The organism is uncultured Agrococcus sp. (assembly GCF_945915485.1).
Lineage (GTDB): Bacteria > Actinomycetota > Actinomycetes > Actinomycetales > Microbacteriaceae > Agrococcus.
On record NZ_CAMEFJ010000074.1, the window covers coordinates 1 to 12,746 of the forward strand.

General features: G+C 65.3%; 15 protein-coding genes. 9 read left to right on the forward strand and 6 right to left on the reverse strand.

What is annotated here, in order from left to right; translation table 11 throughout:
* The 3 genes from Q0O95_RS10850 to Q0O95_RS10860 all read left to right on the forward strand — a co-directional run.
* Positions 1 to 561, forward strand: a 561-nt coding sequence (locus Q0O95_RS10850) for a hypothetical protein (RefSeq protein WP_293698379.1), incomplete at its 5' end; no start/stop codon positions are given.
* Between the two features lie 62 nt (positions 562 to 623).
* Entirely contained in the window at positions 624 to 1,274 is a 651-nt protein-coding gene (locus Q0O95_RS10855) for a pyroglutamyl-peptidase I (RefSeq protein ID WP_293698382.1), read from the forward strand.
* 58 nt (positions 1,275 to 1,332) lie between these two features.
* Positions 1,333 to 1,905: a hypothetical protein gene (locus tag Q0O95_RS10860; RefSeq protein ID WP_293698384.1), complete on the forward strand. Its 573-nt coding sequence runs from the start codon at positions 1,333 to 1,335 to the stop codon at positions 1,903 to 1,905.
* Here the strand turns inward: Q0O95_RS10860 and Q0O95_RS10865 are convergent.
* Positions 1,902 to 2,306, reverse strand: a complete 405-nt coding sequence (locus Q0O95_RS10865) for a MerR family transcriptional regulator (RefSeq protein ID WP_293698386.1) — start codon at positions 2,304 to 2,306, stop codon at positions 1,902 to 1,904. The two genes, Q0O95_RS10860 and Q0O95_RS10865, sit on opposite strands and share 4 nt — an antisense overlap.
* A 56-nt stretch (positions 2,307 to 2,362) precedes the next feature.
* Between Q0O95_RS10865 and Q0O95_RS10870 the strand changes: the two genes are divergently transcribed.
* Positions 2,363 to 3,208 (forward strand): alpha/beta hydrolase, encoded by an 846-nt coding sequence (locus Q0O95_RS10870; RefSeq protein WP_293698388.1) that lies wholly within the window; start codon positions 2,363 to 2,365, stop codon positions 3,206 to 3,208.
* Positions 3,209 to 3,318: 110 nt separating this feature from the next.
* On the opposite strand, the gene Q0O95_RS10875 is transcribed toward Q0O95_RS10870, so the two are convergent.
* From Q0O95_RS10875 to Q0O95_RS10895, 5 genes are all read right to left on the reverse strand, one after another.
* On the reverse strand, positions 3,319 to 4,368 hold the full coding sequence (locus tag Q0O95_RS10875) for a low specificity L-threonine aldolase (protein ID WP_293698417.1): 1,050 nt from the start codon (positions 4,366 to 4,368) through the stop codon (positions 3,319 to 3,321).
* 25 nt (positions 4,369 to 4,393) lie between these two features.
* A complete protein-coding gene (locus tag Q0O95_RS10880) occupies positions 4,394 to 5,212 on the reverse strand; it encodes a MetQ/NlpA family ABC transporter substrate-binding protein (RefSeq protein WP_293698391.1) in 819 nt (272 codons plus the stop codon).
* Positions 5,209 to 6,027 (reverse strand): methionine ABC transporter permease, encoded by an 819-nt coding sequence (locus Q0O95_RS10885; protein WP_293698394.1) that lies wholly within the window; start codon positions 6,025 to 6,027, stop codon positions 5,209 to 5,211. The genes Q0O95_RS10880 and Q0O95_RS10885 overlap by 4 nt, the downstream gene beginning before the upstream one ends.
* Entirely contained in the window at positions 6,024 to 7,049 is a 1,026-nt protein-coding gene (locus Q0O95_RS10890) for an ATP-binding cassette domain-containing protein (protein WP_293698397.1), read from the reverse strand. The genes Q0O95_RS10885 and Q0O95_RS10890 overlap by 4 nt, the downstream gene beginning before the upstream one ends.
* Positions 7,050 to 7,316: 267 nt before the next feature.
* A complete protein-coding gene (locus Q0O95_RS10895; protein WP_293698400.1) occupies positions 7,317 to 7,850 on the reverse strand; it encodes a YbhB/YbcL family Raf kinase inhibitor-like protein in 534 nt (177 codons plus the stop codon).
* A gap of 100 nt (positions 7,851 to 7,950) precedes the next feature.
* On the opposite strand from Q0O95_RS10895, the gene Q0O95_RS10900 reads away from it, so the two are divergent.
* The 5 genes from Q0O95_RS10900 to Q0O95_RS10920 form a co-directional block, all read left to right on the forward strand.
* A complete protein-coding gene (locus Q0O95_RS10900) occupies positions 7,951 to 8,892 on the forward strand; it encodes a siderophore-interacting protein (RefSeq protein ID WP_293698403.1) in 942 nt (313 codons plus the stop codon).
* Positions 8,889 to 9,890, forward strand: coding sequence for an iron chelate uptake ABC transporter family permease subunit (locus tag Q0O95_RS10905; protein ID WP_293698406.1), 1,002 nt, complete (start codon positions 8,889 to 8,891; stop codon positions 9,888 to 9,890). Before Q0O95_RS10900 ends, Q0O95_RS10905 begins: the two co-directional genes overlap by 4 nt.
* On the forward strand, positions 9,887 to 10,906 hold the full coding sequence (locus tag Q0O95_RS10910; RefSeq protein WP_293698409.1) for an iron ABC transporter permease: 1,020 nt from the start codon (positions 9,887 to 9,889) through the stop codon (positions 10,904 to 10,906). The genes Q0O95_RS10905 and Q0O95_RS10910 overlap by 4 nt, the downstream gene beginning before the upstream one ends.
* Positions 10,903 to 11,709 (forward strand): ABC transporter ATP-binding protein, encoded by an 807-nt coding sequence (locus Q0O95_RS10915; protein ID WP_293698412.1) that lies wholly within the window; start codon positions 10,903 to 10,905, stop codon positions 11,707 to 11,709. Before Q0O95_RS10910 ends, Q0O95_RS10915 begins: the two co-directional genes overlap by 4 nt.
* Positions 11,710 to 11,731: 22 nt before the next feature.
* Positions 11,732 to 12,746, forward strand: a 1,015-nt coding sequence (locus Q0O95_RS10920; protein WP_293698415.1) for an ABC transporter substrate-binding protein, incomplete at its 3' end; no start/stop codon positions are given.

Below are 12,746 nucleotides of genomic sequence, written 5' to 3' on the forward strand. Positions count from 1 at the left end.
GACTGCGCCACAAATGGCTACATCATGATCAATCCGTCGAATCCGGATGATCCTGATGACCCTGACGAGCCGGAAGTTCGTCCCGTGACGATAGAAGACGTCCAGCGGTTCGCGCCCGATGCGCCGAACATCGTCGTCGAGCCCGAAGGCTGGGGCCTGGTCGGCAAGCCGGTGAACGTGTTCTCCGATTCAGGCGAGCAGACCACCCAGGGCGAGATTCTGGATATGCCGGTCACGATCCGGTGGATTCCGGTGAGCATCACGATCGACTACGGCGACGGCACGGTCGTAACGAGCGACGATCAGGGCGCTGCCTGGGGCGATGCCGAGTACATGTCGGAGACGGTGACATCGCATATCTATCGTGAGCCCGGCGACTACGTCATCTCGGCGGAGATCGAGTACGCGCCGATCGTCGAGATCGATGGGCTCGAGGTAGTTGTCCAGGGCACCGTCTCCACCGCAACGAATGACGTGCCGATCAGTATCTACTGGGTGAAGACGCGATTGACTCGCGGGGATTGCGAAGCGTTCCCGGATGATCCGGGCTGCCCCGCGTAGCCGCCGGGAGCATCCAGACAGTCCGCGGGCCGTATCGGCGATCGCTTGACACAATGGTGGGCATGCGCATCCTCGTAACCGGTTTCGAACCCTTCGGTGACGACACCGAGAACGCCAGCATCACCGCGGTCAACATGCTCGACGGCCGATGGTCCGACGAGAATGTGCAAATCGTGACCGGGGCGCTGCCCGTCACGTTCGGAACCGCCGGCACGGTGCTGCACGAACTCGTTGCCAGATACCGGCCGGATGCCGTGCTCGCGGTCGGTGAGGCCGGCGGCCGAACGTCCGTGACTCCCGAATCCCGAGCGGTGAACGATATGGATGCGCGTATCCCCGACAATGCGGGTCTGCAGCCCCGTGCGCAACCGATCTTCGAAGACGGCCCGAAGTTCCGCGAGTCTGCGCTGGACGTCGAAGCGATTGCCGATGCCGTGCGCGGGGCCGGTGTAGCGAGCGAAGTGAGCGACGATGCCGGCAGGTTCGTCTGCAACTACATCGCCTACCTCGTTGCCGGGCTGGAGGTGCCGGGCGCGTTCATCCATGTGCCCGCTGTACGCTCCGAGGGGGAGGCGAGCACGGGTGCTGAAACCGACCCCGGCACCGTGCCCGCAGCATCCGAGCTGGGCTTTGAAGACCTTGCCACGGCACTTGAGGCGGCCGTGCACGAGACAGCGCGGCAGCTGCAAACCGAGAATCCCGCGGCCGAGTAGCGACGCCCTTTTGGCTGACGCTCAGCCTTTCCCGGCTAGAAACGTGCAAGCTGGCCGTATGGAGCACAACGGACCTTCGTCTCTTCTCGATCACGACACGATGATCATGCAGCAACGGACGAATTTCATGTCGAACGATTTCGACATCCTCGACGAGCACGAAGCGGTCATCGGCCATGTTGCAACGGGCGGCTCGGCAGCGGGCAGATTCTTCATGGGCAGTCGCGAGCTAACGCTGCAGGACCACGATCGAACACCCCTCGCAGTCATAACCGACCCCGTGAACTTCGGCTTCGACAAGTTCGAGATTCATTTCAGCGACGGCTCACTGCTGGCCAACGTGCGCAAGCGGTTCACGTTCATTCGCAAACGCATCGATGTTGAAGTCGTCGACGGGCCGGTCATCGAGTTGCACGGCAGACTGTTCGACTTCGACATTCAGTTCTCGATCGACGGCAACACGGTCGCTGAAGCGACGCGGAAGTGGGCGGGCTTCGGCCGAGGCTTTCTCGGCCACAGCCGCTATGCGCTGCTCTTCAGCGTGCCGACGCCTCCCGCTGCGAAGCTCGCACTCATCGGCGGGATGCTCGCGCTCGACCTGATCAGGGCCAAGGACAGCAAGAACAACTAGCGCCCTCGGCCGAACCCGGCACGGTTCGCGGGCCGGTCCTTCAAAGCGTATCTCGTGCAGTCCGGGCATCGCGTGAGGAAGTCGTGCGTGCAGCCGATGACATGTTCGAGAAACTTCGCCGCGTCTTCCAGCTGGGCCCGCTGTGAGCGGATCCGTCGCAGTCTCAGATCGATAATCTCGGCACGTCCCTTTTCGTCCCTGTGCAGTACCAGCCGTATTTCGGCAAGGCTCATGCCGACACTTTGGCAGGACTGAACGATGCGGAGACGGCGAATGTGCTCCTCCGTGTAGATCCGATGGCCCGATTCGGCACGGTCGGGGACGACAACACCCTTATCGTGCCAGTGCCGCAGCACGTGAACTTCGATGCCGATGCGCTTGGCAACCTCCCCGATCTTCAAGTACGCACTTCCTTCCGTCTTGACCTCAGGTCGACCTGAGGTTCTAGTGTTATCCCATGCTGACACACGAGCCGTTGCTGCCTGAACCGATTCCCATCGTCGTTGACGGAACATCGATCTCCACTCGGGTCCTGGCGCCGGCGAGCACAGCGGTCGGCGACGTCGTCCTGTGTCACGGCACGCCATGGTCCGCGCAGGTCTGGGCCGGCGTCGCGCGCGACTTGAGTCGGAACTATCGGGTGTTCCTCTGGGATATGCCAGGTTATGGTGACTCGGAGAAGGGACCGGCAGTGGCGACTGACATCCGGACACAGGCGCAGCGGCTGGTCTCACTTATACAGACATGGGGTCTTCGACGGCCCCATGTGGTCGCGCACGATATCGGCGGCGCGGTCGCTTTGAGAGCGCACCTGTTGCAAGGGATGGAGTACGCCGATTTGTTCCTGTGGGATGTCGTCACGCTCGACCCATGGGGGTCGCCTTTCTTCCAGCTGGTGGCAGAAAACGCAGACGTCTTCGCTCAACTTCCTGCGAACCTCCACTCCGCTCTGGTGAAGGAATACATTGTCGGCGCTGTCTCGCGGAATCTATCCGCTCAGGACATTGAGGCACTTGCATCTCCCTGGCTGGGCTCCACTGGTCAGGTGGCGTTCTACCAACAGATCACCGCGCTCAGCGCCGCCGACACCCGCCCGGTAGCAGAGGCTCTGGCCGACACGCGTTGTCCGACGCGCATCGGCTGGGGCCGAGACGATCCCTGGATTCCCCTTCGGCAGGCGTACGAGCTCCAGTCCAGGCTTCCCGGGACCCCGGATGTCGTCGCGCTCGAGGGCGTGGGGCATCTGTCTCCTTATGAAGACTCCTCCGCGGTAGCCGCAGCTCTTCGCGAGTGGTTCGCGTGATCCCCGGGAAGCCCGGTTAGGGCGTCGTCGGCAGCGATGCGCGCCGCATCGCCTTGAGGCTCCTGATCACACGGTGGCAAGAAGTCCGGCAGGATCCCCGGTGAATGTGGCTAGGCTCCTGCAGCGTCCCGCACGAGCGCAGCGAACGAATCGATGTCCTCTTCGCGAGTATCGAAGTTGCACATCCAGCGCACTTCGCGCGCGGCGGCATCCCAGTCGTAGAAGAAGAAGTGTTCGCGTACACGGTCGGCAACCCCTTCCGGCAAGCGCGCGAAGACGCCGTTCGCCTGCGAGTGCTGGGCGAACTCGACGCCGTCGACTCCCTCGAGAGCGGTTCGCAGCCTGGCCGCCATCGCGTTGGCGTGCGTGGCATTCCGATGCCACAGGTCGCCGCCGTAGAGCGCAACGAGCTGGGCGGAGATGAACCGCATCTTCGAGGCCAGCTGCATGTTCATCTTGCGCAGATACACGAGGCCGTCGGGGACGCGATCGGAAAGCACGACGACCGCTTCGGCTCCCATCGCGCCGTTCTTGGTGCCGCCGAGCGAGAGGATGTCGACCCCCGCATCCGTCGTGAACTCGGCGAAGCCGCTCTCGAGCGCAACCGCCGCGTTCGGCAGCCTGGCGCCGTCGACGTGCAGCAGCATCCCGTGATCGTGCGCGTGATCGGCAAGCGCGCGAATCTCGTCGGCCGTGTAGAGGGTGCCGAGCTCGGTCGACTGCGTTATCGACACCGTGAGGGGCTGCGCACGGTGCTCGTCGCCCCACCCCCACGCTTCGCGATCGACGAGCTCGGGGGTGAGCTTGCCGTCCGGCGTAGGCACCGTCAGCAGCTTCATGCCGCCGACCCGCTCGGGGGCGCCGCACTCGTCGACGTGGATGTGCGCGCTCGACGCCGCTACGACCGCACCCCAGCGGGGGAGCGTCGCCTGCAGCGCGACGACGTTCGCCCCCGTGCCGTTGAAGACGGGATACCCCTGGGCGGCGGGTCCGAAGTGCTCACGCAGCACGTCTTGCAGCCGTTCGGTGTACGCATCGCTGCCGTAAGCGGACTGATGCCCCTCATTGGCTGCTGCGATGGCCTCGAGAATCTCGGGGTGCACGCCGGAGTAGTTGTCTGAAGCGAAGCCGCGGATGTTGACGTTATGAATCTGCACCAGTCCATTCAATCACCGTGGCGCAACTTCACTCGCCGGTTGCGGGGATGATCAGCCCTTCCCAGTGCTCGTTGATGAAGTCGGCGGTCTCCTGTGAGGTCAGCAGCTCGTACAGCGTCTGCAGCGCCGGGTCTTCGGCGAGCTCGGCGGTCGTGACGAGAGCGTTGTAGTAGTCGGAGTCTTCGGTCTCGGTCAGGATCGCCGTCTCAGCCGTGAGTCCAGCCGGGATGGCGAAGGCTGCCGTCACGAAGGCAACATCGGCGTCGTCGAGCGCGAGCGGCAATGTCGCGTTCTCCACTTCGAGGAATTCGAATCCGCGCGGATTCGAGGTCACGCCGTCGAGATTGTGCACGTCGTCCGTCGCCTCGATCAGACCGGCGGCGGCGAGCATCTTCAGCGCTCGGCCCTCGTTCGTCGGGTCGTTCGGCACGGCGATGGTCGCGCCGTCCGGCAGGTCGTCGAAGCTCGTGTACTCGTGCGAGTGGAACGCCGCAGCGGGCAGGTACACATCGCCGACCGACACGAGGTCGCCGCCGGCCTGCTCGTTGTAGGTGTCCATGAAGTCGGTGTTCTGGAAGAGGTTGGCCTCGTTCGAGCCATCCGTGAGAGCAGGGTTCGGTGTGTTGTAGTCGTTGAACTCGACGTACTCGATGCTGATGCCGGCATCTTCGGCGAGATTCTCGTCGACGAACTGCAGGATGTCGCCGGCCGGCACGGGCAGGGCGCCGACGCGAATCGTCTCGAGGTCGTCTCCGCCGTCCGCTCCGCCCGAGCAGGCAGCGAGTGCGATGACGGCAGCGGATGCGGTGATCGCGGTGGCGATGCGGCGCAGGTTGCGCTTGGTCATTTCCGGTCTCCTTCTAATGAGGGGTCAGTTGGTGTCTCGTGCGGGATGTTCGCTTCGGATGCGAGCAGCGCATCCTGGGCATCGCGTCGGCGACCGAACCAGCGACGTCGCGGAACGGGGAGGCCGTAGTGCTTCGCGAGCGCGGTCAGAACGCCCTGAATCGCTTGCACCAGTACGAACAGAATCAGAATCACGAAGACGATGTGCACCCACGAGTAGCGCTGCTGCCCGTAGGTGACGGCAACCTGGCCGAGACCGCCACCGCCGACAACGCCCACCATCGCCGAGAAGTTGATGATCGACGTCAGCGTCGTCGCGGAACCGAGGATGATGCTGGGGGTCGCTTGCGGCATGATCACTCGGCGTACCGTCAGCCAGCGAGACGCGCCCAGCGACTCCGCCGCTTCGAAGAGCCCGGGGTCGACTTCGCGGATCGCGATCTCGACGATACGGACGAAGAACGGAATCGCCACGACCGTGAGCGGCAGGATGGCCGGCCCCGTCCCGACGAAACTGCCCAGCAGCGCACGCGTCACCGGAATCAACGCGATCATCAGCACGATGAACGGCACCGATCGCCCCAGGTTCACGATGAACGTGATGCTGTGGTGCAGCGCAGCACCGATCCACCGCTGACCGAACGGGGCCTCGAGGAAGCGCCCCTTCTCGGTGCCGACCACGACGATGCCCATCGGCAGGCCGACGATCAGGGTGATGATCATCGCGATGCCGACCATGTAGATGGTCTCCCAGGTGCCCGCGAGCAGGGTCCAGAACAGTTCCGGCCAGAAGTCGGGGGAGGTGATGTCGATCATCGTGCGACCTCCTGCACGATCCAGGCCGTGATGCCCGGGCGACTGACGGCATCCACGACCCGTTGCGCTTGCGCATCCCCGCCGGGGATCGCGAGCCGTGTGCGCCCCATCTGGCGACCGTTGACGGTCTCCATCGCGGCCCCGAGAATCGACAGGTCGAGATCGAGTTCACGGGCCGTTCGCGCGATCACCGCGTTGTTCGAGTCGAGGCCGGAGTACGTGATGTCGACGACCGAGTTGCCCGGTGTCGGCGGATGGTCGCCGACCGGGAAGAGTTGCTGGCTGACTCGGCTCTCTCGTGTGCCGATCAGCTCCTCGAGCGTGCCGGACTCGATGACTCGGCCGTGCTCCATGAGCGCTGTCGAGTCGCAGATGCGCTTGACGACCTCCATCTCGTGCGTGATGAGCATGACCGTGAGGCCGAGATCGCGCGACAGGCGTTTGATGAGGTCGAGGATCTGCCGTGTCGTTTCGGGGTCGAGCGCGCTCGTCGCTTCGTCACTGAGCAGGATGCTCGGCTCGGATGCGAGGGCTCGTGCGATGCCGACGCGCTGCCGCTGACCACCCGAGAGCTGGGATGGCCGATCGTCGGCGCGATGCGCGAGACCGACGAGGTCCAGCATCTCGAGTGCCTTCGGTCGTCTTCTGGCGCGGGGAGTGCCGGTTGCTTCGAGTGCGAATTCGACGTTCTGCACGACCGTGCGGTTGCCGACGAGGTTGAAGTGCTGGAACACCATGCCGATGTCGTGTCGTGCCCTGGCGAGAGCCGCTCCGACGATGCCGGCTTCTCCGCCATCGCGCGGGTCCGCGTTCGAAATCGTCTGCCCGTTCACTCGGATGCGCCCGGCGTCGGGTCGGTCGAGGGCGTTGACCATGCGCAGCAGCGTGGATTTTCCGGCACCTGACTGACCGACGACACCGAAGATGCTGCCTGCCGGGACGTGCAGGGAGACATCCTGCAGCGCCGTGACAGCGTTCTGACCCGTGCCAAAGACACGGGAAACGTGCTCGATATCGATCAAGGGAACTCCTGAGGCAGCGCCGCGACCGCTCGGCGGCTGAAAACTGCAGCTGCCAGTCTCTCGTATGTTGCATGCCAACGCACAATTGTTGCGTTTCGTTACGCTGTGACTAGCCATCCCCAGGATGTTTCGTACGCAGGCGTCACGAAAAACGGCCCCATTGGCAAAAGATGACAGTACGGGCCGCATTTCGCGACAGTTGACCGCAGCGTCAACATTTCGTGACACGCTCCGCGGCGGACGGGCGAGCCACGGGTCCCGCGCCCCCTAGCGCCCGAAGGTGCCGGTGATTCGCGCTCGGCCCAGCGTGTGGCCGAACAACATGAAGCCGAGCAGCGCCGGCGACGCGTTTTCGTCGATGTCGAGATTTTCGACGTCGAGGGCGTGCACAACGAACATGTAGCGGTGATCGCCGTGCCCGGGAGGTGGTGCTGCTCCGACGAATCCGCGCACACCGCCGTCGTTGCGAAGTACTCGCACACTGTCGGCAACCGCAGCCTCGACCGCATCGAGCGTGAAAGCACCCTCGTCGAACGACGACACGTCCGCTGGGATGCCGTGCGCTGCGAAGTGCCAGAAGCCACTGGCCGTCGGGGCGTCGGGGTCGAAGCACGTCAGTGCGAAGCTTCTGGTTCCTTCCGGTGCGTTCGACCAGGCAAGCTGCGGTGACTTGTCCTCGCCTCCCGCACCCATGACGCCGCTCACCTGCGGCGCAGGCAGCGCAGCCCCGTCGGTGAACGACGTGGATGTCACGGTGAATTCGGCAACGTCCGGAAGCGCGGCATAGGGATCGTAGGTCATGGTTTCCTCCTCTGCGTTGTCGTGCACTTCCATTGTGGCGACTTGCGCGCGATCTGCCTACCGCTCGACAAAGCCGGTTAGGTTAGCCTAACCTTGTGCGGTGACCGTTCAGCAGACACCCACGAGGCCCGCGTACCGCCCCTTCGTCACCAGAATGATGGGCAAACGCTTCATCGCCGAGAACATCCTCCGCGTCACGTTCGGCTGCGACGAGTTCGATACCGTCGGCCTCACGGGTCTCGACCAAAGGGTCAAACTGGTCATCCCCGGCGATGACGCACCACTCGGCGACTTCGGGCAGCGCGACGAGACCTGCATCGGCTCAGGCAACTGGTACGCGAACTGGCGCGAGCTTCCGCTCGAAGAGCGCGGATGCATGCGCACCTACACGATCCGCTACCCCGACCAGGAGCAGCGAACCATCGACATCGACTTCGTGCTCCACGGCGATGGCGGGCCTGCGAGCGCATGGGTGCAGAGCGCCGAAGAGGGCGATGAGCTCGTCATCGTCGCCCCCGACGAGCAGTCCGAGTTCTCGTCCTCGGGCAGCGATTGGCACCCCGGCACCGCCAGGCGCGTGCTGCTCGCGGGCGACGAGACGGCGGCGCCGGCGATCGCGGGCATCCTCGAACAGCTCGGGCCCGAGTTCAGCGTCGACGCTTTCATCGAAGTGCCGGACGCCGGCGACGTCTTCGATATCAAGACGCGCGCGAGTGCGAGCATCCGCTGGATTCCGAGAAAGGATGCCGACCACGGTGCACTGCTCATCGACGCGGTTCGTCAGTGGGCACAGGGCGCGCAAGACGTTATTGCGGCAGCGGCCGCTCCCGTGCAGCAGGAGCTCGACCCTGTCGATGTCGACCGAGAGCTGCTCTGGGAGAGCCCCGCCGACAGCGACGGCGAGTTCTACGCGTGGATCGCGGGGGAGTCGATGGCGATCAAGACCATCCGGCGACTGCTGGTGCGCGAGCAGGGCGTCGACCGCAAGCGCGTGGCATTCATGGGGTACTGGCGGCACGGTCAGGCGGAACGACAGTCGTGACCACGGCCGCAAAAGGCGTCATAACTGCCGTCGTTGCGGTCGCACTGCTGATGCTCGCGACGCTGGGAAGCCTAGCGATCGGCAGCCGCGACGTCGACCCTGCCACCGTGTTGCAGATTCTCACAGGAGCAGACACCGAGAGCAACGACGCGAGCGTCGTGCTGCAGCAGCGGGCTCCGCGCACTGTGATCGGGGTGTTCGCGGGCGCAGCGCTCGGCGTCGCGGGTTCTCTCATGCAGGGCCTGACGCGTAATCCGCTCGCCGATCCGGGCCTGCTGGGCGTGAACGCAGGGGCATCCGTTGCGGTGCTCATCGCGATCACGGCGCTCGGCATCACGAACCCCGGCGGGTTCACGCTCTTCGCACTCGTCGGAGCTGCGCTCGCCGCCGCGCTCGTCATGGCGATCGGAACTCGCGGCAGGGATGGCGGAGGCCCGGTCAAGCTCGCGCTCACGGGCGCGGCGGTCACCGCGGGGCTGACCGCGGTGAGCATGTACGTTCTGAACACCGCGACAACGGCGCTCGACACCTACCGCTTCTGGTCGGTAGGGTCGCTCACCGGCCGTGACCTCGAGTCGGTCATCTGGGTTGCACCCCTCATCATCGTCGGCGTGCTCGTCAGCATCCCGGTCGGAGGAGGGCTCAACCTGCTCGCCATGGGTGAGTCGACCGCTCGTGCACTCGGCCACTCGGTTCGCGCCACGCAGTTGTTCGCGGCCGTGCTCATCGTCGTGCTCTGCGGTTCGGCGACGGCCATCGCCGGCCCCATCGTGTTCGCCGGCCTTGTCGTGCCGCACGTGCTCCGCGCGATCGTCGGTGTCGACTATCGCTGGATCATCGCGATCGGCATTCCGCTCGGAGCGGCGCTCGTGCTGGCCGCCGACATCGTCGGCCGTGTGCTCGCGCCGGGAGAGGTCGAGGTCGGTCTTGTGATCGCGTTCATCGGCGCCCCCGTGCTCGTCGGCATCGTGCTGCGCAGAACGATGGTGACGCTATGACGCTATCGCCGGCACGAGCCGTGCTGCACGGCACTCGGAACCGCTCGCTTGTCGTCTGCTCGGCGCTCGCGGCCGCGCTCGTGGCCGTTATCGCTGCCACGATGGTGATCGGCGACTACCCGCTGACGATTCTCGAAGTGCTCGATACGCTCACCGGCGGCGGGTCCGACCGCGACCGGTACATCGTGTTCAACGTTCGCCTGCCGAGACTGCTGATGGCGATCGCCTGCGGTGTCGGCCTTGCGGTGTCCGGCGCGATCATGCAATCGCTGCTGCGCAACCCGCTCGCAAGCCCCGAACTGCTCGGCATCTCGGGAGGAGCATCCGTCGCGGCGGTCGCCGGAACGCTCATCTTCGGCCTCACCGGGTTCGCGCTCGTAGGCGCCGCGTTCTTCGGAGGCAGCGTCATCGCAGGCATATTGCTCATCGCAGCGAGCCGGCAGGGCGCGAGTTCCTATCGCATCGTGCTCGCCGGCGTCGGTATCGCGTTCGTGTGCATCGCGATCGTCGGATTCATCATCAAGCGCGCGCAGCTGAATCGGGCGCAGGATGCACTGCGCTGGATCACGGGCAGCATCGACGCGACTCCGTGGCGCGACGTCTGGGTTCTGCTGGCGGTGCTCGCGGTCGCGACGCCGCTCGTGTTCGCCGCCTCGCGCATCCTGCCGCAGCTGGAACTCGGTGAGCAACGTGCTGCGGGGCTCGGTGTTGCCGTCGGCTCCGCACGCACCTGGATTCTGGTCACGGCGGTCTTCCTCGCGGCGTCCGTGACGGCGTTCATCGGCCCCGTGGCGTTCGTTGCGCTGTCCGCACCCGCAATCGCTCGGGGGATGGTCGGCCGCGGCTCGGCCGTCATCGCCGCGTCGGCACTCGTCGGCGCTGTCATCATGCCGCTCTCGGACCTTGCGGCGCAGTATGCACTGGGGAAGTCCGTTCCCGTCGGCATCGTCACCGGCATGGTGGGCGCCGTCTACCTGTTGTGGCTGCTGGCCAGACCGAAAGGACAACGCACGTGACCGATGCACCCGCTCTCAGCGCTAGCGGACTCACGACCGGGTATTCGGGCGTGAAGATCTCAGAGGGGCTCGACCTCACGATCCGGCCCGGCTCGTTCACGGCGCTTCTCGGGGCGAATGGATCCGGCAAGTCGACGCTGATGTCGACCCTCGCCCGGATCCTGAACCCGCTCGACGGTACGGTGCTCCTCGATGGCGAGGACGCCAGGTTGCTGCCGCGGAAGGCGTTCGCCCGCGTCGTCGGGATGCTGCCGCAGCATCCGTCCGCACCCGAGGGACTGACGGTCGCCGAGCTCGTCGCACGCGGCAGGTACCCGCACCGCGGACTGTTCGGCAGCTTCTCGGACGATGACGCCCACGCGGTCGACTCGGCGATGGCCGCGACGAATCTCATCGAGCTCGCGGCACGCCCGGTCGGGGAGCTTTCCGGAGGGCAGCGGCAGCGCGTCTGGATCGCGATGGCGCTCGCGCAGACGCCGCGCATCCTGATGCTCGACGAGCCGACCAGCTTCCTCGATCTCACGCATCAGCTCGAGGTGCTCGAACTTCTAGCCGCCCAGCGCCTCGAACGCGGCGCGACGGTTGTGACCGTGCTGCACGATCTGAACCTGGCCGCTCGCTTCGCAGACACGCTCGTCGTGATGCGGCAGGGCGGCATCCTCGCGGAGGGCCCGCCGGCCGACGTGCTCACGGAGGATGTGCTGCGGGAAGCGTTCGAACTCGAGGCGATCGTGATCGACGACCCGCTGACGGGAACACCCATGGTCGTGCCGAAACCCGGCGCGGAGTCCAAGGCTTCATAACAAAGGAAAGGAGACTCCGGCAATGCTGAAGTCCAAGAGATTAGGCGCTGTCGTCGCGGCATTCGCAGCGAGCGCACTCGTGCTCACAGGATGCTCGAGCGACGATGGCGGCACCGACGGAGACGAGACGGCCCACGACTCGGTGTCGGAAGGCGCGTTCCCCGTCACGATCGAGCACGCCTTCGGCGAGACGACGATCGAGGAGGCGCCGAGCGGCGTCATCACGTGGGGATGGGGAGCGGCGGATGCTGCCGTCGCGCTCGACACCGTACCGGTGGCCATGCCGACGCAGCCCTACGGCGGCGATGACGAGGGCGTTCTGCCTTGGATCTCCGAACGTCTCGACGAGCTCGGCGCCGAGACGCCGACGATGCTGGACTCGTCGACCGGCGAGGTGCCGATCGAACAGGTCGCATCCCTCGACGCCGAGGTCTTCCTCGCGCCGTACTCCGGCATAACGCAGGAGGAGTACGACCAGCTGACGGAGATGGGGCTCAAGGTCATCGCTTACCCGGAAGAAGCGTGGGCGACACCGTGGCGCGAGGTCATCGCGATCGTCGGTGAAGCACTCGGGAAGACGGAGCAGGTCGACGAGCTGCTGACCGGCATCGACGACCTCATCGCGGCAGAAGCGGAAGCGCATCCCGAGTTCGACGGTGTCACGATCATCAGCGCCCTCGAGTCGAGCGACACCTTCTTCGTGTATACGGATGCGGATGCCCGTGCTGAGTTCTCGTACGACCTCGGCTTCGCTTCGGCCCCCGCGCTCGTCGACCTGAACACGGGAGAATCGCCGTTCTACAGCACGATCGCGACGGAAGAACTCGACAGCGTCGAAAGCGACGTGCTCGTGCTCTACGCCGACACGCAGGAGCAGATGGACGCCTTCCTCGCATCCGATCAGGGGCAGCTGCTGCCGCAGAACGAGGCGGGTACGATCGCGCAGATCGTCGGCGTCGAGAACGTCGCCGCAATTTCGCCTCCCACCGCGCTCTCGATGGAGTGGGGCCTGGAGAACTACATCGACGCGCTCACCG